Origin of the sequence: Pseudovibrio sp. Ad13 (assembly GCF_001623225.1) — a bacterium.
GTDB lineage: Bacteria > Pseudomonadota > Alphaproteobacteria > Rhizobiales > Stappiaceae > Pseudovibrio.
The window spans coordinates 84,420-109,090 of record NZ_LMCC01000015.1 but is presented as its reverse complement, the minus strand read 5'-3'; the positions used below and the strand labels follow the sequence as shown (position 1 = coordinate 109,090).

General features: G+C 51.4%; 19 protein-coding genes. All 19 read left to right on the top strand.

Annotated features, from left to right (window positions below):
* The first annotated feature begins 4 nt into the window (after positions 1-4).
* Positions 5-1,447, top strand: a complete 1,443-nt coding sequence (gene nuoN, locus PsAD13_RS17630; protein ID WP_057465600.1) for an NADH-quinone oxidoreductase subunit NuoN — start codon at positions 5-7, stop codon at positions 1,445-1,447.
* 42 nt (positions 1,448-1,489) lie between these two features.
* Positions 1,490-2,230, top strand: a complete 741-nt coding sequence (locus tag PsAD13_RS17625) for a biotin--[acetyl-CoA-carboxylase] ligase (protein ID WP_208986745.1) — start codon at positions 1,490-1,492, stop codon at positions 2,228-2,230.
* A 237-nt stretch (positions 2,231-2,467) separates the two neighbouring features.
* Positions 2,468-4,135, top strand: coding sequence for a ribonuclease J (locus tag PsAD13_RS17620; protein WP_063289016.1), 1,668 nt, complete (start codon positions 2,468-2,470; stop codon positions 4,133-4,135).
* Positions 4,136-4,369: 234 nt separating this feature from the next.
* Positions 4,370-4,774 (top strand): methylmalonyl-CoA epimerase, encoded by a 405-nt coding sequence (gene mce, locus PsAD13_RS17615; RefSeq protein WP_057465598.1) that lies wholly within the window; start codon positions 4,370-4,372, stop codon positions 4,772-4,774.
* 155 nt (positions 4,775-4,929) lie between these two features.
* Positions 4,930-5,208, top strand: a complete 279-nt coding sequence (locus PsAD13_RS17610) for a DUF1467 family protein (protein ID WP_057465597.1) — start codon at positions 4,930-4,932, stop codon at positions 5,206-5,208.
* A gap of 681 nt (positions 5,209-5,889) precedes the next feature.
* Positions 5,890-7,215 (top strand): proline--tRNA ligase, encoded by a 1,326-nt coding sequence (gene proS / locus PsAD13_RS17605; RefSeq protein WP_057465596.1) that lies wholly within the window; start codon positions 5,890-5,892, stop codon positions 7,213-7,215.
* Between the two features lie 224 nt (positions 7,216-7,439).
* Complete coding sequence (locus PsAD13_RS17600) at positions 7,440-8,663, top strand: lipoprotein-releasing ABC transporter permease subunit (RefSeq protein WP_082597131.1); 1,224 nt, start codon at positions 7,440-7,442, stop codon at positions 8,661-8,663.
* On the top strand, positions 8,663-9,394 hold the full coding sequence (locus tag PsAD13_RS17595) for an ABC transporter ATP-binding protein (protein WP_063289363.1): 732 nt from the start codon (positions 8,663-8,665) through the stop codon (positions 9,392-9,394). The genes PsAD13_RS17600 and PsAD13_RS17595 overlap by 1 nt, the downstream gene beginning before the upstream one ends.
* 588 nt (positions 9,395-9,982) lie before the next feature.
* Complete coding sequence (gene dnaE, locus PsAD13_RS17590; protein WP_063319012.1) at positions 9,983-13,417, top strand: DNA polymerase III subunit alpha; 3,435 nt, start codon at positions 9,983-9,985, stop codon at positions 13,415-13,417.
* A gap of 377 nt (positions 13,418-13,794) precedes the next feature.
* On the top strand, positions 13,795-14,073 hold the full coding sequence (locus PsAD13_RS17585) for a hypothetical protein (protein WP_063319011.1): 279 nt from the start codon (positions 13,795-13,797) through the stop codon (positions 14,071-14,073).
* Positions 14,074-14,653: 580 nt separating this feature from the next.
* Positions 14,654-15,451, top strand: coding sequence for a 30S ribosomal protein S2 (gene rpsB / locus PsAD13_RS17580; protein ID WP_057465538.1), 798 nt, complete (start codon positions 14,654-14,656; stop codon positions 15,449-15,451).
* A 170-nt stretch (positions 15,452-15,621) separates the two neighbouring features.
* Positions 15,622-16,545, top strand: coding sequence for a translation elongation factor Ts (gene tsf, locus PsAD13_RS17575; protein WP_063319010.1), 924 nt, complete (start codon positions 15,622-15,624; stop codon positions 16,543-16,545).
* Between the two features lie 65 nt (positions 16,546-16,610).
* Entirely contained in the window at positions 16,611-17,330 is a 720-nt protein-coding gene (gene pyrH, locus PsAD13_RS17570; protein ID WP_057465535.1) for a UMP kinase, read from the top strand.
* Positions 17,331-17,428: 98 nt separating this feature from the next.
* Positions 17,429-17,986 carry a ribosome recycling factor gene (gene frr, locus PsAD13_RS17565; RefSeq protein ID WP_057465533.1) on the top strand — a complete coding sequence of 186 codons (558 nt, stop codon included), beginning with the start codon at positions 17,429-17,431 and terminating at the stop codon, positions 17,984-17,986.
* Positions 17,987-18,009: 23 nt separating this feature from the next.
* Positions 18,010-18,783, top strand: a complete 774-nt coding sequence (locus PsAD13_RS17560) for an isoprenyl transferase (protein ID WP_063289012.1) — start codon at positions 18,010-18,012, stop codon at positions 18,781-18,783.
* On the top strand, positions 18,783-19,673 hold the full coding sequence (locus tag PsAD13_RS17555) for a phosphatidate cytidylyltransferase (protein WP_063319009.1): 891 nt from the start codon (positions 18,783-18,785) through the stop codon (positions 19,671-19,673). Before PsAD13_RS17560 ends, PsAD13_RS17555 begins: the two co-directional genes overlap by 1 nt.
* A gap of 56 nt (positions 19,674-19,729) precedes the next feature.
* Positions 19,730-20,902, top strand: a complete 1,173-nt coding sequence (gene dxr / locus PsAD13_RS17550) for a 1-deoxy-D-xylulose-5-phosphate reductoisomerase (RefSeq protein WP_063307604.1) — start codon at positions 19,730-19,732, stop codon at positions 20,900-20,902.
* Positions 20,903-20,941: 39 nt separating this feature from the next.
* On the top strand, positions 20,942-22,078 hold the full coding sequence (gene rseP, locus PsAD13_RS17545; protein ID WP_063292464.1) for an RIP metalloprotease RseP: 1,137 nt from the start codon (positions 20,942-20,944) through the stop codon (positions 22,076-22,078).
* Positions 22,079-22,279: 201 nt separating this feature from the next.
* On the top strand, positions 22,280-24,637 hold the full coding sequence (bamA, locus tag PsAD13_RS17540; RefSeq protein WP_063289008.1) for an outer membrane protein assembly factor BamA: 2,358 nt from the start codon (positions 22,280-22,282) through the stop codon (positions 24,635-24,637).
* Positions 24,638-24,671 lie beyond the last annotated feature (34 nt).

Here is a 24,671-nt window from a genome sequence, read left to right as displayed (position 1 = left end):
ACTCATGAATGCTGAGCTTCTAGCTATTCCTGATCTAATGCCGGTATTGCCCGAGATCCTTCTGGTTCTCGGCGCAATGGTCCTGCTGATGGTTGGAGCTTTTGGTGGAGAGAAATCCACTCCGCTGGTAACGGGTATCTGTGTTGCGTTGCTCACTGTTGCGGGTCTGATCCTGCTGGTGAGCCCGCATTACGGCACAACATTTGACGGCGCATTCGTACAGGACGCGTTCTCCCAGTATATGAAAATACTGGTGCTGATCGGGTCCGGCTTTGCGATTGCGATGTCCGTTGCTTACGCACGTTCTCAGAACTTTGACCGCTTTGAATACCCGATCCTCATCGTGATCGCGACCGTTGGTATGATGCTGATGCTTTCAGCCAACGATCTGATCTCCATGTATCTGGGTGTTGAGCTGCAGTCTCTGGCTCTTTACGTGGTTGCTGCGATTAACCGTGACTCTGTTCGTTCTACTGAGGCTGGCCTGAAGTACTTCGTCCTTGGTGCGTTGTCTTCCGGTATGCTGCTTTACGGTATGTCCTTCATCTACGGCTTTACCGGCCACACTGACTTTACTGGCATCGCGGCGGCTCTGACAGACGATCGTGCATCCCTTGGTCTGGTGTTCGGTATCGTGTTCATGCTGGCAGGTATTGCCTTCAAGATCTCTGCGGTTCCATTCCATATGTGGACCCCGGACGTTTATGAGGGTGCACCAACACCAGTTACTGCGTTCTTTGCAGCAGCGCCTAAAATTGCTGCGTTCGGTATGCTGATCCGTGTGCTGGTTGAGCCTTTGGGCAATGTGACCACGGACTGGCAGCAGATCGTTGTGTTCATCGCTATCGCGTCCATGGGTCTTGGTGCCTTTGCTGCGATTGGTCAGAAGAACATCAAACGTCTGATGGCATACTCTTCCATTGGTAACATGGGTTACGCTCTGGTTGGTCTGGCAGCTGGTACTGAAGCTGGTGTCCACGGTCTGATCGTGTTCATGACTGCTTACCTTGCGATGACACTGGGTGCGTTTGCTTGCATCCTTTCCATGCGCCGCAAGGAAGGTATGGTTGAAGAGATCTCCGATCTTGCAGGTCTTTCCAAGACCAACCTGCCAATGGCAGTGTTGCTTGCAGTGATCATGTTCTCCCTGACCGGTCTGCCACCACTCATCGGCTTCTTTGGTAAGTTCTACGTGTTCATCGCTGCGATGGATGCAGGTCTTGCTCCATTGGTCGTGATTGGTCTGGTGACCAGCGTTGTGGCTGCTTACTATTACCTGCGTGTGATCAAGGTCATGTTCTTTGATGATGCGACTGGCGAGTTCCTGCCAATGTCTGGTGAAATGAAAATTGTGCTTGGTCTTTCCAGCGCAGTTGTCGGACTGTTCTTCATCATGCCGGAACCAATTATGAATGCGGCTGCCAATGCGGCTGGCGTTTTGTTCTAGTTTCCTATGATGAACCTTGGACAATTACAAGACGAAGGCCCGGTGCGATCTGCACCGGGCTTTTGTTTTGAGTATTACGACCAGATCGGGTCCACCAATACTCACGGCCTGCACAAGGCACGGGAAGGGCATCCGGGTAATCTGTGGGTCCGCTCCGATATTCAACTGAGCGGGCGCGGACGTCGTGGACGGGCGTGGACTTCGGAGCCCGGCAATCTGTTTGCCTCAGTGTTGCTGCGGGTGGGTGTACAGAACGAGAAGATCGTTCAGCTGCCCTTTGTAGCTGCTCTTGCTCTTGGAGAGGCTATTGAACGGGCAACTGGTGCGCATAATCTGGTGCAACTGAAGTGGCCGAATGATGTGCTCATCGACGGACAAAAAGTCTCTGGCATATTGCTTGAGAGCGAAAGTGGGCCTAATGGTGAGCTGTGCCTTGTGTGCGGTTTTGGCGTCAACGTGTCTCATCACCCGGATCTGGGTGATTATGCTGTTACAGATTTACGCAGCATGGGATACATGTGTGAGCCGCAACAGGTCTTTGACGCTCTTGCGCAAAGTTTTGCACGATGGCTGGAAACGTGGAAAGCTGCCAGTGGGTTTGAAGAGATCAGATCTGCATGGCTGCGACGCGCCGTGGGGCGCGGGAAACCGATCCGTGTCCGCCTGAGCAATGAAGAGTTTTCCGGTGTCTTTATGGACATCGACCAAATGGGCCGCCTGATCGTCAAGATGGATCATGGTGGCGAGCGGCTGGTGACAGCCGGAGATGTTTTCTTTTCCTGAAGACGTGCAAAGCGTGTTCTGCTGGCTTTTTGAATACTAAGGCCACACGCCTGTCAGGACATAGAGCAAGTTGCGTTCATTAGCATTCACGCATCTCGCTCTTAGTTCTTTTGTTTGAGCGAATTCCTGTTGCTTGATTGGTCCCAATCAAACGGAACACGCTCTAGAGATTATACGCGTATTCTCATTCCGGGAACCGGAACCATTTATTGAGAATATGCTTTGAAGGAGTCTTAGATGTCGAGCACTCAAGAGCTCGTATTCCTGCCTTTGGGCGGTGTTGGCGAAATTGGAATGAACCTTGGTCTTTATGGATATGGACCTGAGGACGACCGTCGCTGGCTGATTGTTGATTTTGGTGTCTCATTTGCCGGACCGGAATTGCCGGGTGTGGATCTTGTTCTGCCAGATATTCGTTTTTTGGAAGAAGAGCGTTCTCGCATTGATGGCATCGTCATCACGCATGCTCACGAAGATCATTACGGCGCATTGTCCTACCTCTGGAAGCGGCTCGAATTACCGGTCTACGCGACCGAGTTCACTGCTCGCCTTCTGGAAGCCAAGCTGATTGGCGATGGTGCGGATTATGAAATTCCGGTGACTGTTGTTAATCAGGGAGATCGTTTCAAAGCCGGTATCTTTGATATTGAGATGGTGACCATGACCCACTCGATCCCGGAGCCGTGTGCTCTGGCTATTCGTGTTGGCGGTCAGCTGGTGTTGCATTCCGGTGACTGGAAGATCGATCTGACACCGGGCATTGGTAAAGCGATCGACCTTCAGCGTTTGCGTGAACTGGGAGATGAAGGCGTTGATGTCTTTGTCTGTGACAGCACCAATGCAGTCCGTGACGGGGTCAGCCCGAGTGAAGCGGATGTGAAGGAAGAGCTGACACGGATTATCAAAAAGGCACCGAACCGCGTTGCTGTGACCACGTTTGCCTCCAACGTTGCGCGTATGCGGGCGGTTGCTGAAGCGGCAATGGCGGCAGAGCGTGAGATTGTTGTGATTGGCCGGAGCATGCAGCGCACTGTCGAGATCGCGCGTGATCTGGGCTATCTTGATGGACTGGCGCCATTCCGTGATGAAGAGACCTATGGATCTTTGCCACGTAATAAGGTTGTCGCTCTTTGCACTGGTTCGCAAGGCGAAGCGCGCGCTGCGATGGCCCGTATTGCAGGTGATCAACACCGTCAGGTCGCGCTGTCTGCTGGTGATATGGTTATCTTCTCCAGTCGGACTATTCCGGGCAATGAAAAGGCTGTTTCCAATATCATCAACCAGCTGACCCACGAAGGGTTGAAGGTGGTGACAGATCGTGATGCGCTGGTGCACGTGTCTGGGCATCCGCGTCGTGGTGAGCTGGATCAGGTTTACAATCTTGTGCGCCCGAAGAAAGTTCTACCGGTTCACGGTGAGCCGCTGCACCTGCAGTGTCATAAGGACTTTGCGATCAGTAAAGGCGTGAAGGACGTTAAGATCATCCGTGATGGCGACATGGTGCGCCTACATCCGGGTGGGCTTGAGGTTATTGATGAAGCACCTGCCGGTATTCTGGTTCGCGATGGCCATTTGATTGCAGCGCCTGAGGAAACTGGTGTTCAGGAACGCCGGAAGCTTTCTTATGGCGGCTGCGTGACGGTCTCTCTGATCGTGGATGGTCGCGGAGAGTTGCTTGGCGACATCGATGTGGTTCTGTTCGGGATGCCGGATGAAACTGAAAACGGGACACCGTTTGAGGATGCCGTTCGTGATGCCGTTTATGGTGCTGTGATTTCCATTCCAAAGAGCCGCCGCCGTGATGTGGAACTGGTGCGTGAAGCCGCCAGGCGGGCAGGGCGCTATGCTGTTGTAGAGCACTGGGGCAAGAAACCTCTTTGTAAGGCATTAGTGCAACGCGTCTGATCCTCAGACACATTTTTCGAGATAATCAAAGGCCGCAAATGAGCATATCATCTGCGGCCTTTGACTTTTGATCCAATGGACTTTGTGAATGAAATCTGTTCCTTAGAACTCATAGGCGTTCATCTGCAGATAGGTGCTGTGCTCTGACATTTTGTTTGGGCAGCTTCTTGTCATTTGATTGTGTGCAATCGAATGGAACGCGCTCTAGAACAAAGAGTTATTGGGAGGACCGTCATGATTGGACGATTGAACCACGTCGCGATTGCCGTTTTGGATATGGAAGAAGGCCTGAAGGTGTATCGTGATGCACTCGGCGGCATTGCCTCAGAAAAAGTGGCTCAGCCGGATCATGGTGTTTCGACCGTGTTTATCGAGCTTCCAAATACGAAGATCGAGCTGTTGGAGCCGCTTGGCGAGAATTCTCCGATCTCCAAGTTTCTGGAGCGTAACACGCAAGGTGGTATCCATCACATCTGTTATGAAGTTGATGACATTCTTGCCGCGCGCGATCAGCTGGTTGCTAACGGAGCCCGTATTCTGGGTGATGGTGAGCCGAAGATTGGTGCACATGGCAAGCCGGTGTTATTCTTGCACCCAAAGGACTTCCTTGGAACATTGACCGAGTTGGAACAGGCTTAAGTTTGACTTGAAAGACTTGTGGTTTGAGGAAACTGGAAGGCTTTCGGTCCGGGCCTAATTCTTGTAGGTAAAAACCTGTAGTGCGCTGGTTGCTTTGTGATACAACAGTAAGGTGACCAGCCGCAGAAAAACAAGAACGTTCCAGGAGCACATTTATGGCTACGCCGCTACTCGTTGCACTCTACTTTATGATGTGGTGGATTTTGTTTCTGGCCATTTTACCGTTTGGTGTTCGCACTCAGGCGGAAGAGGGCGAAGTAGTTCCGGGAACGACTGAAAGCGCGCCCAAAAATCCTCAGATGCTGAAGAAGGTGATCATCAACACGATTGTAACGACAATTGTGTTCGTTGCCTTCTATTGGTTCCTTGAGTCCGGCCTTGGCGCGCATCTGTTTCCACTTGTTGATCAATTAATGGGCAATGCTCCTTCCTGATTTTGGTTTTGCACATCAATTGTGTGGCGTAAAATCAGCGAGTTACAGAGCAAATCCATCAAGTGTCAAAAAAGCGATTCTCGGGAATCGCTTTTTTTTGCGTTTAGAGGGAGGGGATGGAGAGGCACTTGTCCCCGCTGTGTTCAGGTTCTGGTGAGTATGCTGATATGAGCAAACTGAATGCGGCATTCATAGAGTTTCATTCAGTGAAATGGCAGAAATTGGCGAAAAAAAAGCAAGGCCGAAGCCTTGCTGTTAGAACGAGTTCCGCGTCTAAATGTTCTCTTTGCACTTGCGTAGAGTGCCGGCTGCAACCAAACGGGCGCCCGAGAACCTTCCTCCCAAGACTAAAGATCGCGATACCTTGCAACACCGCTTAAGGGTGTTGTTTTTGTTGTTGAACAGACACTAACGTAATCACATTAGTTTGTCATCATTTTGTATCAATTCGCCGCAATTTTTTGCTTGCCTAAAATTTTAGCTATAATTTTTCGGAGATTCCGTGAGTTGAACCCAAAGGTGTAGGCAAAAAGCTGCGTGTATGGGGAAATATGTCTTAGAAAATTGGCATATAGCCATGTTGGCAGTTACAACAGGCGTTCTGCTTGCTAAGAAGACATAGAAATGATGTTTGGTGGTGAGCCAGAGCTTGCGTGCCTTTAAACCTGAAGAGTTAAACTAATGCGTTTGTCCCGATATTTCCTGCCTATTTTGAAGGAAACTCCGAAAGAAGCCGAGATCGTATCGCACCGCCTGATGTTGCGTGCGGGTATGGTCCGTCAGCAGTCAGCCGGGATTTATGCATGGCTGCCGCTTGGCCACCGTGTGCTCAACAAGATTCAGCGTATTGTTGAAGAAGAGCAGAACCGCTCCGGTGCTGTCCAGCTGCTTATGCCAACCATTCAGCCTGCTGACCTGTGGCGCGAAAGTGGCCGCTATGATGCATATGGCAAAGAAATGCTGCGCATTGAAGACCGCCATGAGCGTGAAATGCTCTTTGGCCCAACCAATGAAGAGATGATCACTGACATCTTCCGCAGTTATGTGCGCTCCTACAAGGACCTGCCGCTGAACCTTTATCATATACAGTGGAAGTTCCGCGATGAAGTGCGTCCTCGTTTTGGCGTGATGCGTGGCCGTGAGTTCCTGATGAAGGATGCTTATTCTTTCGATCTGGACAAAGAGCGGGCAACTGAAGCCTACCGCCGCATGTTTGTCGCTTATTTGCGCACTTTTGCCCGCATGGGTCTAACTGCAATTCCTATGAAGGCGGACACTGGCCCGATCGGCGGCGACCTGTCTCACGAGTTCATTGTGCTGGCGTCTACCGGTGAGAGCGAAGTGTTCCTTGATAAGGATATTCTTGGCCTGCCAACTCCGGCGGAAGATATTGATTTCAATGGTGACCTTTCCGGCATTATTGAGCAGTGGACCACGCCTTACGCTGCCACTGATGAGATGCATGACGAAGCTGCCTTTGAGGCTGTTGCAGAAGACAAGAAGGTTTCTGCACGCGGTATCGAAGTTGGCCACATCTTCTACTTCGGCACCAAATACTCCGAGCCTATGGGCGCGAAAGTGATGACTGCTGAAGGCAAGGAACAGCCTGTTCACATGGGTTCCTACGGCATTGGTGTGTCCCGCCTGCTGGGCGCGATCATTGAAGCATGCCATGATGATGATGGCATTGTCTGGCCAAAAGAAGTTGCGCCGTTCCATGTTGGTTTGATCAACATGAAGGTTGGTTCTGAGTGCGATGAAGTTTGTGAGAGCGTTTACGCGGAGCTGGAAAAGGCGGGCGTTGAGGTTCTTTATGATGACCGCAAGACCAGTGCAGGCCAGAAATTTGCAAGCATGGATCTGATTGGTCTGCCGTATCAGCTGGTTGTTGGTCCACGTGGTCTGAAGACCGGTGAAGTGGAAGTTAAAGACCGCGCAACTGGTGATCGCGAAATGTTGACCCCGGAAGCGGCTGTCAACAAACTGATTTCTGCCTTAAAAGGCTGATATCAGCGAAGCTTGGGGTAACTCAGCAGCTTCAATGGTATGCTAGGTGCCGGCGGCCTTTCTGCTGCCGGGCCTTTTTGCCAGAGCTTATGGCACTTGCTCTTCATGCTCCCTATATTCCACGGGGTAGTTGAACAGGCGGAAACGGAGAATAGTCTAGTATGACGGCAGAGATTCAGGCGGCTCATCCCGGAAAGAACCGGTGGTTTGCACCCTTTGAGTGGATGCTGGCAGGGCGTTATCTGCGCTCCAGACGCAAAGAAACTTTCATTTCAATTATTGCCGGTCTGTCCTTTTTGGGCATCACTTTGGGCGTCGCAACTCTGATCATCGTTATGGCGGTGATGAACGGGTTCCGCACGGAGCTGCTGACCAAAATTCTTGGCATCAACGGACATGTACTTGTGCAGCCCATCGATAGCCCGCTCAATGACTATGAGGCGACCTCGGTCAAGCTGGCTGGCATCGACGGTGTTGATTTTGCTATGCCGTTTGTTGAAGGGCAGGCGATGATCTCCGGACCAAGCGCTGATCTGGGCGCTTTGTTCCGCGGTGTTCATAAGGCTGATCTTGATAAGCTGGATCTGGTGTCCGGGAATGTTCTGCTTGGAACGCTGGATGGGTTTGATGATGGCGAAGGTGTTGCCATTGGCTCCCGCCTTGCGCGTCAGCTGGGTGTTACTGTTGGTGATACGGTTCGCGTGATTACCCCGCGTGGCAGCATCACGCCGATGGGGATGACCCCGCGCGTGAAGGGCTATCCGGTCTCTGCGATCTTCCAGATTGGCATGAGCGAATATGATGGCACGATTGCCTTCATGCCGTTTAATGAAGCACAGCTGTACTTCAATAAAGAAGGTCTGGCGACGGGCATTGAGGTCTATGCTGATGACCCGGATGCTGTTGGTCCGCTGCGACCTGTTATTGAAGAAGAGGCTGGACGGCCTGTGTTCGTTTCTGACTGGCGCCAGCGCAATATGACGTTCTTCTCAGCGCTTGAAGTTGAGCGTAACGTGATGTTCCTGATCCTCACGCTGATTGTTCTTGTGGCCGCTTTGAATATCATTTCCGGCATGACCATGCTTGTGAAAGATAAGGGCCGTGATATCGCCGTGTTGCGCACGATGGGTGCAACCCGCGGCGCGGTGATGCGGATCTTCATCATCACGGGGGCCAGCATTGGAACCATTGGTACGTTTGCCGGGTTTATTTTGGGTACTGTGGTGTGCTGGAACATTGAGAGCATTCGTCAGGGGATTTCCTGGTTGACCTCGACCGAGCTGTTCTCGCCAGAGCTTTACTTCCTTTCAAAGCTGCCGGCTGAAATGAATCCAAGTGAGACGACCAGTGTTGTTATTATGGCTTTGGTATTGAGCCTGCTTGCTACGATTTACCCTGCCTGGCGCGCAGCCCGGCTCGATCCTGTTGAGGCTTTGCGCTACGAATGATGAATAAACCAACAAAACCGGTTGCTGGTGTTTCGCTTAAGGGTGAGGAACGCGTTCCTGTTCTGAGTTTGAAGAATGTTGTCCGCGGTTATGTTGAGGGCAACAGCAAACTGGAAATTCTGAAGGGCGCTGACCTTAACCTCTATGAAGGGGAAATGGTTGCGCTCGTGGCACCCTCTGGCGCAGGTAAGTCGACGCTGATGCATCTGGCTGGCCTTTTGGAAATGCCGCAGAGCGGTGAGGTGCTGATTGGCGGGCGGGAATGTTCCAAGCTCAATGATGATGCGCGCACAGCCATTCGGCGGACTGAGGTGGGCTTTGTCTACCAGTTCCATCAGTTGCTGCCAGAGTTTACTGCGCTGGAAAACATTGCGTTGCCGCAGATGATTTGCGGACTGAAACGTCAGGATGCGGAAGAACGCGCACGCCAGCTGCTTTCTTACATGCGTCTATCTGAGCGAGAAACTCATCGTCCGGCGGAGCTTTCCGGTGGTGAGCAGCAGCGTGTTGCGATTGCGCGTGCGGTTGCAAATGCACCGCGAGTTCTGTTGGCGGATGAGCCAACGGGGAACCTTGATCCGAACACCTCGCAGTATGTGTTTGAGGCGCTGACCGCGCTGGTTCGTGCCTCCGGTGTGGCGGCCTTGCTGGCAACCCACAATCTGGAAATTGCAAAACAGATGGACCGACGGATTACACTGCGCGAAGGCAAGGTGGTCGAGCTTCCTTAAGTTGGAAATGAGAGTGCGTTCCATTGAGAATCAAATGCCAGCGACCTGTTCGCTGGCATTTTTGTTTTGAGGGGATGTTCTTGTTTTGATGCCTGTTGTTCTCTCTGTCTGATCGCTCAAGCGAGGCCGGTGTTTCGTGATGTATACCTGCCGCGTTAACGCTGACTGGCTCTGCAACTTGTTGAGTTGCGGAGGAAAATGCATTGCTGTGTTTGAGCGGTGATGTTGGAGGAGGAATGCGTATACCACTCATTAACTATGAGTTTGACCCAGTCAAATTAAGAGTTGAAAGAATGAGAACATTGATAGAACATAACAGATACAAATAGGGTTCAAAATAAGGGTGTTTGTTATGTCATTTGTACTTCGTGAAGCAGCAGCATTCGGTTCTATCGTTCTTTTTGCAAGCAGCTGCCTGATGTGGGGTGATGCGCTGACCCGGATGCTTCCTTAGAAAATACTGAGGAAGAGAGGTTGGGAAACTCGGGATAACCGGTGGTGCGATTTGCCAGGCAATTGCAATTTGCTTTTGGGTCCTCCAAATGAGGTGCTACTGTCGCACACACCTTGCGAACCAAAAGGCTCCAGATGTCATCTCCAGGTTTCGTCCATCTCCGTGTTCATTCGGCTTATTCATTGCTGGAAGGGGCTCTCCCAATTGGAAAGCTGCTTGACCTGGCTTCCAAGGATGAGCAGCCGGCGCTGGCCATTACTGACAGCGGGAACTTGTTTGGTGCACTCGAGTTTTCTGAAAAAGCTTTTGGCGCAGGTATACAGCCTGTCATTGGTTGTCAGATATCGGTGACTTTTGACGATCAACCTGACGCGGTGGGGGATGAAGCCGTCAGTGATCTGGTTTTTCTTGCCGTGAATGAAGGGGGCTATGAGAACCTCATGGATCTTGTGTCAAGAGCCTTTCTTGATACAGAGCCGGGGCTCAAAGCCAATGTTCCTCTTTCACGTGTGTTGGATAAATCTGATGGCTTGATTGTTCTGACTGGTGCGAGTGATGGTCCGATTAACTCGCAACTGCGAGAAGGGCATGTTGATCTTGCCAAGTCTCGCCTAGAGGTTTTGCAGTCCACATTTGGCGACCGTCTTTATGTGGAATTGCAGCGCCACAATATGAAAGGCGAGGAAGATGTTGAGCCTGCGCTCCTGAACCTTGCCTATGATCTGAATATTCCAATTGTTGCGACCAACGAGGCTTATTTCCCTAATCCGGATGATTATGAAGCGCATGATGCCCTGATCGCGATTTCCGAAGGTCGTGTTCTTGTCGAGACGGATCGCCGTCAGCTGACGCCGGATCATTGCTTCAAAGCCCGTGAGCAGATGATGGAGCTGTTCTCCGATCTTCCGGAGGCGCTTGAGAACTCCGTGGCGATTGCGCGGCGCTGCCATTACCGGCCTTTGAAGCGAGATCCTATTCTGCCACGCTTTGCTGGTGCGGATGCTGATGCTGGCGAAGCGGAGCGTGCCGAGGCGGAAGAGCTGACGCGGCAGGCTAAGGAAGGCTTGCAGGCGCGTCTCGATCTGCATGGTCTGGCACCCGACCTTGAAGAGAAAGATTACTGGGACCGTCTGGATTATGAGCTTGGCATCATTATCCGTATGAAGTTTCCTGGATACTTCCTGATCGTTGCGGACTTTATCAAGTGGGCGAAGAACGAGGACATTCCTGTGGGACCGGGGCGTGGTTCCGGTGCGGGGTCGCTTGTTGCCTGGTCACTGACCATCACCGATCTTGACCCAATGCGGTTCTCATTGCTGTTCGAGCGCTTCCTGAATCCGGACCGCGTGTCCATGCCGGATTTCGATATCGACTTTTGCCAGAACCGTCGTGAAGAAGTGATCCGTTATGTGCAGCGCAAGTATGGCCGCGAGCAGGTGGCACAGATCATCACCTATGGAACGCTGCAGGCCAAGGCGGTGCTGCGTGATGTGGGCCGTGTTCTGCAGATGCCATATGGTCAGGTAGACCGCCTAAGTAAACTGGTTCCTGGCAACCCGGCCAATCCGTGCACACTGCCAGAGGCATTGGAGCAGGAGCCGCGGCTGCGTGAAGCAGCCAAGCAGGAAGAAGTAGTCGACCGCCTGCTGAAGATGGCGCAGAAGCTGGAAGGCCTTTATCGTCACGCGTCTACCCACGCGGCGGGTGTGGTGATTGGGGACCGTCCGCTGGAGCAGCTGGTGCCGCTTTACCGAGACCCTCGTTCTGACATGCCTGTTGCTCAGTTCAACATGAAGTGGGTTGAAGCAGCCGGTCTGGTCAAGTTTGACTTTTTGGGTCTGAAAACGCTGACAGTGATTGATACTGCGGTTTCGCACATCAAGAAGCGTGGCATTGAAGTTAAGATCGATGAAATACCGATTGATGACCCCGCGACCTATAAGCTTCTGGCTGCTGGTGAGACGGTTGGCGTGTTCCAGCTGGAAAGTCAGGGCATGCGCCGCGCCATTGCTGGTATGCGGCCTGACCGGTTTGAGGATATCATTGCTCTGGTGGCGCTCTATCGCCCGGGCCCGATGGACAATATCCCGATCTACAACGCGGTAAAACATGGCGAGCAGGAGCCTGATTATCTCCACCCGTTGCTGGAGCCAATCCTGACCGAGACAAACGGTATTATCGTTTATCAGGAACAGGTGATGCAGATTGCTCAGGTGCTGTCTGGTTACTCTCTTGGTGAAGCGGATTTGCTGCGCCGTGCGATGGGTAAAAAGATCGCGGCTGAAATGGAGATCCAGCGAGCCCGCTTTGTTGAGGGGGCGGTTGAGCAGAAGGTCGATAAAAATCAGGCCGGGATGATCTACGATCTGGTGGCCAAGTTCGCGAACTACGGTTTTAACAAATCCCACGCGGCTGCTTATGCGCTTGTGGCCTATCAAACTGCATGGCTGAAAGCGAATTATCCGGTTGAGTTCCTCGCCGGCATCATGACGCTTGATCTAGGTAATACGGACAAGTTGAGTGACTTCCGTCAGGAAGCGGTGCGTATGGGCATCGAGGTCGTGCCACCCTCCGTCAATAAATCCGGTGTGCATTTTGGCGTGCTTGACGGCAAGATCGTTTACGCCATGGGTGCGATCAAAGGTGTGGGCGAGCAGGCGGTTGAACACATTGTTGATGTGCGTGGAGATGAACCGTTTAAGGATCTGGGTGACTTTGCAACGCGCATCAGTCCGAAGGTTCTTAATAAGCGCACAATCGAGAATCTCATTGCCGCTGGAGCCTTTGATGAACTTAATCCAAACCGTGCGCAGTTGCTTGATGGTCTGGATCGTATCATCGGCATGGCACAGCGGACGGAAGAGAATAAGACATCTGGTCAAAATGATTTCTTTGGCGGAGATAATGCGCCTGAGCCCTTGATCTTTAATCCGACAGACCCTTGGCTGCCATCCGAGCGGCTGCAAAAAGAATATGCGGCGGTCGGCTTTTACATTTCAGCCCATCCGCTCGATGAGTATCGCGAGCTGTTCACCAAGTTGCGTGTGCAGCTTTGGAAAGATTTTGAGCGCTCTGTGAAGGCTGGGTCTTCCGCAGGGCGTCTTGCGGGCACTGTGACAGCAAAGCAGGAGCGCAAGACCCGTACCGGCAACCAGATGGGCATCGTTCGTATTTCTGATCCGACCGGGCAGTATGAAGCGGTGATGTTCTCTGAGACGCTGAACCAATGCCGCGATTTGCTGGAGCCGGGGCAATCTGTTGTGCTGCTGGTGCAGGCAGATATGCGTGATGAGGAAGTCAGTGTTCGCATTTCACAGGTAGAGCCGCTGGAGAAAGTGGCGGGCAGGGTGCATCGAACCCTACGGATTTTCCTCGGATCTAGTGAACCGATCCAAAGTTTGCAACGCCAACTGCGCCGCGGCGGTGATGGTGAAGTGAGCTGCGTTGTGCTTCTGGATAACGGTCAGCGCGAAGTGGAGGTCAAACTCCCCGGAAACTATCAGCTTTCACCGCAACTGTCTGGTGCGTTGAAAACCCTGCCGGGCGTGATGGACGTCCAGATGTCTTAAATTGATCTGGGTTTTAATTCGTCTAGTAGCAAACCTGTCGAGGTGATTTTGGCGGGTTTTCTTGTCTTTTCAGCTTTGCACGCGGAAATGATTTATTGAGTATGGCGCTTGAAGCATTTTTCCAAGAGTGCAACTGTTCTTTGATAGCTTACTCAAGCCAGATTTCTGGTCTTGCTGGCCGTTCGTTGCTCGTTCTGACCTCGCTGATAAAAATACCTGCAAAGAAATTGCTTAACTCCTCATAAATTGCAATTGCCTCACTTCCATAAGTTGTAATTAGTCCTTTATATATACCCTTGAGGGTAATTGTTTTAGTTTTCATATTTACTGTTTACCGACAAGAGCCACTCCCCCCCCCCATTTGTGAGGAGTTAGAGATGTATTATGTTAAGAGCAGGCCAGATACTGTTGCTAAAATCTTTTATGCCGTCGGTATAATAATTACTGTCATATCCCTGATATCATTTGTCATCGGCATCATGTCTGCGTGGGATTCCTATGATTTTTGGGTGAAAGTTACAGGTGTATTTTTCGCCGCCGGTACAGGGGTAATTACAGGTTTGAGTTTTATTGCAGTCGCGCAAGTTCTGTACTTTCTTCGCAAGTGTTGTGAAGAGCTCGAAGAATTAAACAGAAATCAAAGGCGGAAAGCTTAAGTCGTGACATTTCCCAGAATAACCGCGGAAGTCACAATATTAAGATTGTGTGGTGATGCGTTTTTGATAGTGGCTTGCAGTATGGGCATTGATTGTGTCTCTAAATTGGACTGTACGGGTGTTCGGTCGAGTGTGTTTGGAGTTGTGGGTTAAATTTCGCCCCTAGAATTGCGGACAGCTCATTGTGTGTGCCTGGCGTCCCGTTCATTGCTGCTGTTGTCATGATGCCAGGTAGATGCTGGTGAGCACAGTTGGTGTCGATTTGCTGGTTCTTGAGTCGTGTTGCAGAAGATTCTGTGTCTGTGTTTGGTCGTTTAGTTTTGAGGCAGGTTGCTTCTACTCGAGAGGTAAGCTTTCTGGTTGTGTAAGCAGGGCTGGAGAGCATCTGATTTACTAATTCGGGCCTATGTGTTGATCTTAATCCTTGAGTGCTTGATCTTCTTGAAAAGGGGTTCTATAAGCGCCCCATCCCGCACGCAGGGCGGGGTTTGTCCTTGTGGCGAGCTCCATCCGGTTAGAGAGTTGCACGGTTGTGCTGCCCTGCGGAGGATTAAACCGGAAAACTAAGGAGAATAAAGGCATGGCTTTGCCTGATTTTACTATGCGTCAGCTTCTTGAAGCAGGCGTCCACTTTGGTCACCAGAAGCACCGCTGGAACCCAAAGATGAACAACTACATCTTCGGTGTTCGCAACAACATTCACATTCTTGATCTTGGTCAGACAGTTCCGCTTCTGCACCAGGCTCTTAAAGCTGTGTCTGACACTGTTGCTGCTGGTGGTCGCGTGCTTTTGGTTGGTACCAAGCGCCAGGCTCAGGAAGCTGTTGCAGAAGCTGCTCGCAACTCTGCTCAGTACTACGTAAACGCTCGTTGGCTCGGCGGCATGCTGACCAACTGGAAGACGATCTCTCAGTCCATCCAGCGTCTGCGTAAAGTTGAAGAGCTGCTCGACGGTGGTGATGCGAACCGCATGACCAAAAAAGAGCGTCTGTTCCTTGACCGTGAGCGTCAGAAGCTTGAGCGCAACCTTGGTGGTATTAAAGACATGGGCGGTATTCCCGACCTGATCTTTGTTATCGATACCAACCGCGAAGCTAACGCAATTCAGGAAGCTCGTCGTCTGGGTATTCCGGTTGCTGCGATCCTGGATTCCAACTGTGATCCAGATGGCATTACTTACCCTGTACCGGGTAACGATGATGCTGGTCGTGCAATTACTCTTTACACAGACCTGATCGCACGCGCTGCTATTGACGGCATCGCACGCGCATCCGGTTCTATGGGTATTGATCTTGGCGAATCTGAAGAACTCCTTGAAGAGCCTGTTCTTGCTGAAGAAGCTGCTCCTGCAGCTGAAGCTGACAAGAGCGAAGGCTAAGGTTTTCTCTCGGGAAGCGCATTTATGCGCTTCCCCTCCAGTTTTTATGTGATTTTTCGTCTGTTTTACTGCGAAGGGTCACGGTCGCTATGCGATAAATCGGATGAATCCGCAGGGAAGTCGGCTTCCTCTGATTTTTTTATGACACACTCCCGTCCATGAGGCGTACGATGAGCATTACCGCTGCTATGGTAAAAGAGCTCCGCGAAACAAGCGGTGCTGGCATGATGGATTGTAAAGCTGCCCTGAAAGAAACAGGCGGTGATATGGAAGCAGCTGTTGACTGGCTGCGTACCAAAGGCCTTGCAAAGGCTGCTAAGAAGGCTGGCCGTGTTGCGGCTGAAGGTCTTGTTGCAGTTGCTGCAGATGGCAACAAAGCTGTTGTTGTTGAGGTTAACTCCGAAACAGACTTCGTTGCTCGTAACGAAAACTTCCAGAAGCTGGTTCGCGATATCGCTGCAACCGCGCTTACTGTTGATGGTGACGTTGAGAAGCTTGCTGCAGCACCTTACCCAGGTTCTGACAAGAGCGTTGAAGGCGAACTGAAGGAAGCTGTTGGCACCATCGGTGAAAACATGACCCTTCGTCGTTCTGCTGGTCTGTCTGTTTCTGAAGGTGTTGTTGCTTCTTACATGCACAACGCTGCTGGCGAAGGCCTTGGCAAAATCGGTGTTCTGGTTGCTCTTGAATCTGCAGGTGATGCAGGCAAGCTGGCAGCTTTGGGTAAACAGATTGCAATGCACGTTGCAGCGACCAACCCAATGGCACTGAACACTGACGAGCTGGATGCAGACGCTGTTGAGCGTGAGCGCACTGTTTACATGGAACAGGCTCGTGAGTCTGGTAAGCCTGAAAGCATCATCGAGAAGATGGTTGAAGGTCGCCTGCGTAAGTTCTATGAAGAAGTTACACTGGTTAAGCAGTCTTTCGTTATCAACCCTGATCTGACTGTAGAGAAGGCCGTTGAAGAAACAGCTAAAGAAATCGGTTCTCCAATCAAACTCACCGGCTTTGTTCGCATCGCCCTTGGTGAAGGTATTGAAAAAGAAGAATCAGACTTCGCAGCTGAAGTTGCTGCTGCTGCTGGTAACTAATTTATTGAGGGCGTCGACTCAGTCGACGCCCTCTTTGTATCTGGATGCATGAAAAGAGGTTTACTATGTCTGAGGGTGTTCGCTGGAAACGAGTTCTTCTGAAACTTTCAGGGGAAGCGCTGATGGGCGACCAGGACTTTGGTATCGATCCAAAGGTGGTTGAACGGGTAGCAGCGGAAATTTCAGAGGCTGTAAATCTGGGTGCCCAGTTCGGCATCGTTGTTGGTGGCGGTAACATCTTCCGCGGTGTGGCTCTGGCAGCCAAAGGCGCAAACCGTGTGACCGGCGACCATATGGGTATGCTGGCAACCATTATGAATTCGCTCACGCTTGCCGATGCGCTTCGTCAGCGCGGTATTCAGGCGCGTGTGCTTTCCGCTGTTCCGGTGCCGTCGATTTGTGAGAGCTTTACTCAGCGCGGCGCAGAGCGTTACATGGAAGACGGGGACGTTATTCTGTTTGCCGGTGGTACGGGCAATCCGTTCTTTACCACTGATTCTGGTGCGGCACTGCGTGCGGCAGAGATGCAGTGTGATGTGTTCCTCAAGGGTACTAGTGTTGATGGCGTTTATGACGCTGATCCTAAGCTTAAGCCTGATGCAAAGCGTTTTGACACGCTTACACCGGGGGAAGTTCTTGAAAAGAACCTTAAAGTCATGGATGCGACCGCGATTGCACTTGCCCGGGACAACTCTATTCCTGTAGTTGTCTTTTCCATCAAGACCTCCAGCGCGCTTGTTAATGTGCTGCGCGGGCAGGGGCTATTTACGGTCATTGAAGACTAACAGGCACCAATTGGTGTCTTAACTGTCGGATTTTGACCCGGGCCGGTTTTTAGTTTTGGAATGCCGGTCCGTTAAAATGATAGGTGAAAGAGGAAATTATGTCAGAGCTGGACTATGACGATCTTGACCGCCGCATGAATGGTGCGATCACAGCTTTGAAGCATGAATTTGCTGGTCTTCGTACTGGTCGTGCTTCTGCAAGTATGCTGGACACAATCACTGTGGAGGCTTATGGCGCTCCAATGCCGATCAACCAGGTCGCGACAGTCAGTGTTCCAGAGCCGCGCATGATTTCTGTTCAGGTCTGGGATCGTTCCATGATGCAGGCCACTGAAAAAGCTATCCGTGAATCCAGCCTTGGTCTAAACCCGGTTGTGGATGGCATGGTGCTGCGTTTGCCAATTCCTGAGCTTAATGAAGAGCGTCGTCAAGAACTTGTCAAAGTTGCGCATAAATTTGCCGAGCAAGCGAAGATCGCTGCACGTCATGTTCGCCGCGATGGCATGGAAACCATCAAAAAGCTCGAAAAAGCTGGTGAGATGGGGGAAGACGATGCGCGGTCAGCTTCTGACAGGGTTCAGAAGATGACTGACGACATTATTGGTGAAGTTGATTCTGTACTTGCCAAAAAAGAACAGGAAATCAAGCAGGTTTAATCCTGTTTGCAAGCGGGGGCTATATGGCGGCGAGCGTTGAATTTGAGGCAGTTGATGCAAATTCCGAAATCGGACTTTTGAGTGTGCCTCGTCACGTCGCCATCATTATGGATGGTAATGGCCGTTGGGCAACTCGCCGGGGCCTTCCGCGCACTGAAGGGCATCGGCGCGGTGTGAAAACACTGCGCGAAGCCGTTAAACACGCACAAAAGCGCGGGATCTCCTACCTGACGCTTTTTAGCTTTTCTTCTGAGAACTGGGCGCGCCCGCAACAGGAAGTTTCTTTCCTGTTGGCCTTGCTGCGCCGGTTTGTACGCGATGACATTAAGGAACTCACTAAGACTAATGTGAGGGTTCGTGTCATCGGGTCCAAAGAAAATCTCGATAAATCCATGCTGACCCTGCTTAATGATGCGGAACGAGAGACCGCTCATTGTACCGGGCTGGTGCTGGTTATTGCTTTTAACTACGGAGCGCGGGACGAGTTCGTCCGAGCTGCACGGCAACTGGCGCAGCGCGTGGAAGCTGGTGAGTTGAGAGCTGCTGACATTGGGGAGGATGATGTCAGTACTTGTCTGGATACCCGTGATATTCCGGATCCAGACCTCATAGTCCGCACAGGGGGAGAACAGCGACTTTCCAACTTCCTGTTGTGGCAGGCTGCTTATGCCGAATTTTATTTTGCTCCTACGCCCTGGCCTGAGTTTAACTCAGATGCTTTTGATGATGCTTTGCTGGCGTTCTCTAACCGTGACCGGCGGTATGGGGGTTTGAGCTCTGACGCGACTGGGACGTAATGCCTGACAAAAACAATCAGAACAATTCTGAAGGCGCTTCCGGAGGAATTATCCGGCGCGTGCTAAATGCAAATCCTGATTTGCTGGTACGCGCTCTTTCTGCAGTTATTCTTGCTCCTGTCGCGCTGGCGCTGACATGGGCAGGTGGTTTCTGGTTTGCTGGCCTCGTGCTTGTTGGCATGCTGATTGTTTACTGGGAATGGTACAAGATCATTTTGCAAAATGCTCAGCGACCTGTTGTGCTGCTGGGCTACCTGTTTCTTCTCTTCATTGGCTTTAGTTACTTTCAGGCGCAGCCGCTCTGGATTGCCGTAGCGCTGATTGCTGGTGCTGTGGTACTTTACGGTGCTGGTGGCTTTGACCGGACGGCGCGCTGGGTGAGTGAGGGCTACGTTTACGCTGGCCTGACATTTGTTTCATTGCTGGCGCTGCGGGAAGGGGATGAAGGGCTGTTCTTCATCATCTATCTCTTCCTTGTGGTCTGGGGGACCGATATTGCGGCCTATGTGTGTGGTCGCAGCTTTGGCGGACCTAAGCTTTGGCCTGCTGTTTCTCCAAACAAAACCTGGAGCGGTGCTATTGGCGGCGTGGTCTTTTCTTCGCTTTTAGGAATGGGCTTTGTTGCTGTTGCGGGTGGTTCTCAGCTGGTCTGGGCTTTTGGGCTTGCTGTTGTTCTTTCTGCAGTCTCTCAGCTTGGAGACCTGTTTGAAAGCTCCATGAAGCGCCGCTTTAAGGTGAAAGACTCCAGTCGCCTTATTCCCGGGCATGGTGGGCTGCTTGATCGCGTTGATGGCCTTGTCGCTGCCGCTGTGTTTGCCTATGTGGTTGGTGTAGTGTTTGGCGGTCAGCTGTTTGATCCAAATGCAGGGTTGATGCTGTTTGCATCCTGATACTGCTGATTTTTGTGCTTCGCCCACGGTTCTGTTGATTTGCAAGGGTTGTTGATATGACAAAATCTCTCACTGTGTTGGGAGCAACCGGATCGGTTGGAGCCAGTACGCTCAAAGTTATTGCGCACAGCCCTGAGCGTTATGAAGTCAATGTACTTGTTGCAGGCCGCAATGTTGATGCGCTTGCGAAGGCGTGCCGGGAGACTGGCGCAAAGCATGCGGTCATTGGTGATGCCTCTAAATACGAAGATCTTAAAGCAGCACTCGCCGGTACTGGCGTTGAGGTTTCTGCAGGTCGTGAGGCTGTGCTGGAGGCGGCTAGCCAGAAGGTAGATGTGCTGGTTTCTGCTATGGTGGGAGCCGCAGGGCTGGAGCCGACCATTGAGGGGATCAAGGCAGGCAGCAATATCGCTCTTGCCAATAAAGAAACCATGGTGTGTGCAGGTACGATTGTGTGTGAGCTGGCTGAAAAGCATGGCTCCAAACTGCTGCCGATGGATTCAGAGCATAACGCTATTTTTCAGGTGTTTGAGCAGGATGACCCCAAAGCTGTCGACAAAGTGATTGTCACAGCTTCCGGTGGACCGTTTCGGACATCGACACTGGATGAGATGCGTGTTGCCACGCCTGAGGTGGCGCTGAAGCATCCAAACTGGTCCATGGGGCGGCGGATTACCATTGATAGTGCTTCTATGGTGAACAAAGGTCTTGAGCTGATTGAAGCCTATCATCTGTTCCCTATTACCGCTGATCAGCTGGATGTGGTTGTCCATCCACAATCAATTGTCCATGGCATGGTTAGATATTGTGATGGGTCATTATTGGCCCATATGGCGGTTCCGGACATGTGCGGGCCAATTGCTCATTGTCTGGCATACCCAACCCGAAAGACGGCTCCGGTTGCGGATCTTGATCTGGGGATGATTGGGCGTCTGGACTTTGAAAAGCCTGATTTTGAGCGTTTTCCTGCGCTGTCACTTGCACGTAAAGTGATGGAACTTGGCGATGGGGCAGGGACGATTTTTAACGCAGCTGACGAAGTGGCGGTGGAAGCCTTCCTTGGACGGAAGATCGGCTTCCTCCAGATCCCAGAGCTTCTTGAGGATGTTCTGAATCGGCTTCATACGCAAAATATGCTAGATTGTTCAGATCAGCTGGAGGAGATTCTTCAGTTGGATCAGGTAGCGCGTCGAGTTGCAAACGAAGTTATTGGGAAGATGGCCGCCTAATCCGGCGCTTCCTTTAAAAAATAAGGTAAGGCTGTTCGCATGGACGTTCTGAGTTCAGTTCTTGGTGGTTCGCTCGGAGTCATCATTCCCTTCTTGGCTGTGCTTACTGTGGTTGTTTTCTTCCATGAGCTAGGGCATTTCCTCGTCGCGCGTTGGTGCGGGGTGAAGGTTCTTGCATTCTCAGTCGGGTTTGGACCGGAACTGTTGGGTCGCAATGACAAGCATGGGACGCGCTGGAAGGTCTGTGCCATTCCGCTGGGTGGCTATGTGAAGTTCTCAGGTGATGAGAATGCTGCAAGCGTGCCAGACCGTGATGAGCAAGCCAAAATGGATGAGGAGATGCGCCGGACTGCGTTCTTTGCGAAGAACCCGTGGCAGCGCTCCGCAATTGTGGCCGCAGGGCCTATTGCCAATTTTATCCTCGCTATTCTTATCTTTGCAGGAATGTTTGGATTTTTAGGAAAATTCGAAACATTGCCGCGTGTGGATCAGGTGCGACCTGGTAGTGCGGCTGAAATGGCCGGCATTTTGCCAGGGGATTTGATCCTCTCGATTGATGGCAATCCAGTAGAAAGTTTCAATGATGTGCAGCGGGTCGTGACGGCGAGTGCGGGCGTTCCGATGCAGATCGATGTGGAGCGCGGGGATGCTGTCGAGCGCCTTACTGCAACGCCAGAACTACAGGAAATCAGTGATGGTTTTGGGAATACGCAGAAGGTTGGAATTCTTGGAATTCAGCGAAATACTTCTCAGGAAGATATCATAGTCAAGCGTTTTGGCCCGGTGGAAGCTGTGGGTGAAGGGGTAAAAGAGACATGGTACATTCTTGATAGGACATTAGGTTATATTGGCGGTCTTTTCCTCGGTAAAGAAGATCCGGACCAACTAGGTGGTCCGATTCGCGTAGCACAAATTTCCGGGCAAGTTGCGACCCATGGTATTTTACCGCTAATTAACCTTACCGCAGTTTTGTCAATTTCTATTGGTTTACTCAACCTTATGCCTGTTCCCATGCTGGATGGCGGGCATCTGCTGTACTACATCATCGAGATCGTAAGGGGTAAGCCGTTGAGTGAAAAACTGCAGGATTTCGGGTTCCGGATAGGAATCACTCTGGTTCTGCTTCTAATGGTTTTTGCGACCTGGAATGATCTGCGGTCGATAATCGGCTCTTAGGTAAGTTGCGTAACCAAAGGTTGGGCAAAGGATTGGGCAAATTGCATTAAATCCAGTTGTGTCGCCTTGCTTTACTCTGAAAACCTTGTACAAAGTTCCTAGGTGTTTCAGATTCTATCCATTACCCTGAGGCGCATTAGTGATCTGAGGATCAGGGGACTAATGCAACTTTAGGCTGAAAATAAAAGGCATAGCAGTTCTATGCAGTCATTTAAGAACCTGTCACGTGTGTCGCTTTTGGCAATGGCCGTTGCAGCTACTACTACAGTTGCTCCGGTTGGGGTTCCGTTTATCGGAACAGGGGTTGCCGAGGCCGCGGTGGTTAACAAGATTGTCGTTAACGGTGCAACGCGCATCGAAAGCGAAACAGTTCGCAACTACCTGACTATCCGTCCAGGGAAATCGTTTTCTGCAATTGATATCGACGAGAGCCTGACCACGCTTTATGCGACCGGTCTGTTTGCTGATGTTTCCATCGAGCAACGCGGCGGCACTCTTGTTGTTGATGTTAAAGAAAATCCAGTTATCGGCAAAATCTCCTTTGAGGGTAACAAGCGACTGAAAGACGAAGCTCTGCAATCAGTCGTTCGTTCTTCTGAGCGGTCCATGCTGACACGTGCGCGTGTTCAGTCTGATGCTCAGAACCTTCTGGAAGCTTATCGTCGCTCCGGTCGCTATCGTGCGTCTGTTGAGCCGAAGATTATTGAGCGCGCTAATAACCGTGTGGATCTGGTTTTTGAAATCGAAGAAGGGGATAAGACGGGTGTTGCCCGTATTTCCTTCATCGGTAACCAAGCCTTCTCTGACGGCTACCTGCGTGAGCAGATCCAGACCCGCGAAAGTGGCTTCCTCGGCTGGTTGCGTACAACTGATGTTTATGATCCTGATCGTCTCGATGTAGATGAAGAATCTTTGCGTCAGTTCTACTACCAGAAGGGTTACGCTGACTTCCGCGTTGTTTCTGCTGTTGCAGATCTGGACCGTGAGCAAAACATCTTCTACGTGACGTTCACTGTTGATGAAGGTGAGCAGTACGAGTTCGGTGATATCGAAATCGATACCTCCTTGTCTGCTGTTGACCCAGAGGCGATGCGCCAGTATCTGCGCACTCAGTCTGGTGATACCTACAACTCTTTAGAAGTTGAAAAGACGCTTGAAGCTCTGACGCTGGAAGTTTCCAAGGCAGGCTATGCGTTTGCTCAGGTTCGCCCTCGTGGTGAGCGTGATTATGAGAACAAGACAGTCTCGATTACTTATTTGATCGAAGAAGGTCCACGCGTTTATGTTGAGCGTATCAACGTTCGTGGTAACGACCGTACACGTGAGTACGTGATCCGCCGCGAATTCGATCTCGCTGAAGGTGATGCTTACAACCGTATCCTTCTGGATAAGGCTGAGCGTCGTCTGCGCAACACGCGTTACTTCCAGAATGTGCGTATTACGCGTCAGCAGGGCAGTGCTCCTGACCGTGTGATCATCAACGTGGATGTTGAAGAGCAGCCAACCGGTGAAGTTTCATTCGGTGTGGGTTACTCCACCTCTGACGGTGTGATTGGTGATATCTCCATCACCGAGCGCAACTTCCTTGGTCGCGGTCAGTACGTTAAAGCTGCTGTTGGTGGTGGTACCGATAACCAGAAGTATGAGTTCAAATTCGTTGAGCCGTTCTTCATGGGGCGTCGTATCTCCGCAGGTCTGGATGTATACCGCCGCGTATACGATCAGAACAGCTCCCGTGCTTATGAAGAGCAGACAACTGGTGGTGCGATTAACTTCGGCCTTCCGCTTCGCGAAGACGAACTGACGCTTAACCTGTTCTACAAGCTTTACCAGCGCGATCTGACACGTAGTGACTCTACTGGCATTAGCGATTGTGAGCCTGGTGTGTCTTTGGGTGTCTGTGACTCCCTTGGGCAGTACACGACTTCACTTGCGGGCTTCTCGCTCGTCTACAATACTTTGGACAACAACCTGAACCCACGTGACGGTTATGTCGCTTCCTACGAGCAGGAAGTTGCGGGTCTCGGCGGAGAGTCTCAGTATGTTCGTGGTCAGTTTAAGGGTAGCGCATTTGAAGAGCTCTATGCTGAATGGGGTCTTGTTGGTTTTGTGAAGGGTTCTGCCGGTTACATCGAATCTATCGGTAACCGTCTGCGCGTGACTGATCAGTTCCAGGGTTCACCTGACAGAATTCGTGGTTTTGCAACCAACGGTTATGGTCCTCGTGATGAAAACGGTGGCGATGCCTTGGGTGGTAAATACTACGTTGCAGGTACCGTTGAAGGTCAGTTCCCATTCCCAGTCTTCCCTGAAGAACTTGGATTGTCGGGCGCAGTCTTCGCTGATGCGGGTTCTCTCTGGGGTGTGGATAGCGAACTGTCTTCTGTAATCGGAAGCGGTATCCAGTCTGAAGACTTCGATCTTCGTGCTTCCGTTGGTGTTGGGGTGTTGTGGCAGTCGCCGTTTGGGCCGCTGCGTGCTGACTTTGCTTGGCCTGTGCTCAAAAACGATGTTGATGAAACGCAGGTATTCAAGCTCAGTGGTGGTACACGCTTCTGATCTAGTGAAAATTTGATTATAATCGGTCGCCGAT

Bases quoted from the DNA above. Each gene is read 5' to 3' on its own strand.
- mce (WP_057465598.1), top strand. From the start codon at position 4,370: ATGATTGGACGATTGAACCACGTCGCGATTGCCGTTTTGGATATGGAA.
- bamA (WP_063289008.1), top strand. From the start codon at position 22,280: ATGCAGTCATTTAAGAACCTGTCACGTGTGTCGCTTTTGGCAATGGCC.
- PsAD13_RS17585 (WP_063319011.1), top strand. From the start codon at position 13,795: ATGTATTATGTTAAGAGCAGGCCAGATACTGTTGCTAAAATCTTTTAT.
- dnaE (WP_063319012.1), top strand. From the start codon at position 9,983: ATGTCATCTCCAGGTTTCGTCCATCTCCGTGTTCATTCGGCTTATTCA.
- frr (WP_057465533.1), top strand. From the start codon at position 17,429: ATGTCAGAGCTGGACTATGACGATCTTGACCGCCGCATGAATGGTGCG.
- PsAD13_RS17595 (WP_063289363.1), top strand. From the start codon at position 8,663: ATGAATAAACCAACAAAACCGGTTGCTGGTGTTTCGCTTAAGGGTGAG.
- dxr (WP_063307604.1), top strand. From the start codon at position 19,730: ATGACAAAATCTCTCACTGTGTTGGGAGCAACCGGATCGGTTGGAGCC.
- PsAD13_RS17600 (WP_082597131.1), top strand. From the start codon at position 7,440: ATGCTGGCAGGGCGTTATCTGCGCTCCAGACGCAAAGAAACTTTCATT.
- tsf (WP_063319010.1), top strand. From the start codon at position 15,622: ATGAGCATTACCGCTGCTATGGTAAAAGAGCTCCGCGAAACAAGCGGT.
- PsAD13_RS17610 (WP_057465597.1), top strand. From the start codon at position 4,930: ATGGCTACGCCGCTACTCGTTGCACTCTACTTTATGATGTGGTGGATT.
- proS (WP_057465596.1), top strand. From the start codon at position 5,890: ATGCGTTTGTCCCGATATTTCCTGCCTATTTTGAAGGAAACTCCGAAA.
- rpsB (WP_057465538.1), top strand. From the start codon at position 14,654: ATGGCTTTGCCTGATTTTACTATGCGTCAGCTTCTTGAAGCAGGCGTC.
- pyrH (WP_057465535.1), top strand. From the start codon at position 16,611: ATGTCTGAGGGTGTTCGCTGGAAACGAGTTCTTCTGAAACTTTCAGGG.
- PsAD13_RS17555 (WP_063319009.1), top strand. From the start codon at position 18,783: ATGCCTGACAAAAACAATCAGAACAATTCTGAAGGCGCTTCCGGAGGA.
- PsAD13_RS17560 (WP_063289012.1), top strand. From the start codon at position 18,010: ATGGCGGCGAGCGTTGAATTTGAGGCAGTTGATGCAAATTCCGAAATC.
- rseP (WP_063292464.1), top strand. From the start codon at position 20,942: ATGGACGTTCTGAGTTCAGTTCTTGGTGGTTCGCTCGGAGTCATCATT.
- nuoN (WP_057465600.1), top strand. From the start codon at position 5: ATGAATGCTGAGCTTCTAGCTATTCCTGATCTAATGCCGGTATTGCCC.
- PsAD13_RS17620 (WP_063289016.1), top strand. From the start codon at position 2,468: ATGTCGAGCACTCAAGAGCTCGTATTCCTGCCTTTGGGCGGTGTTGGC.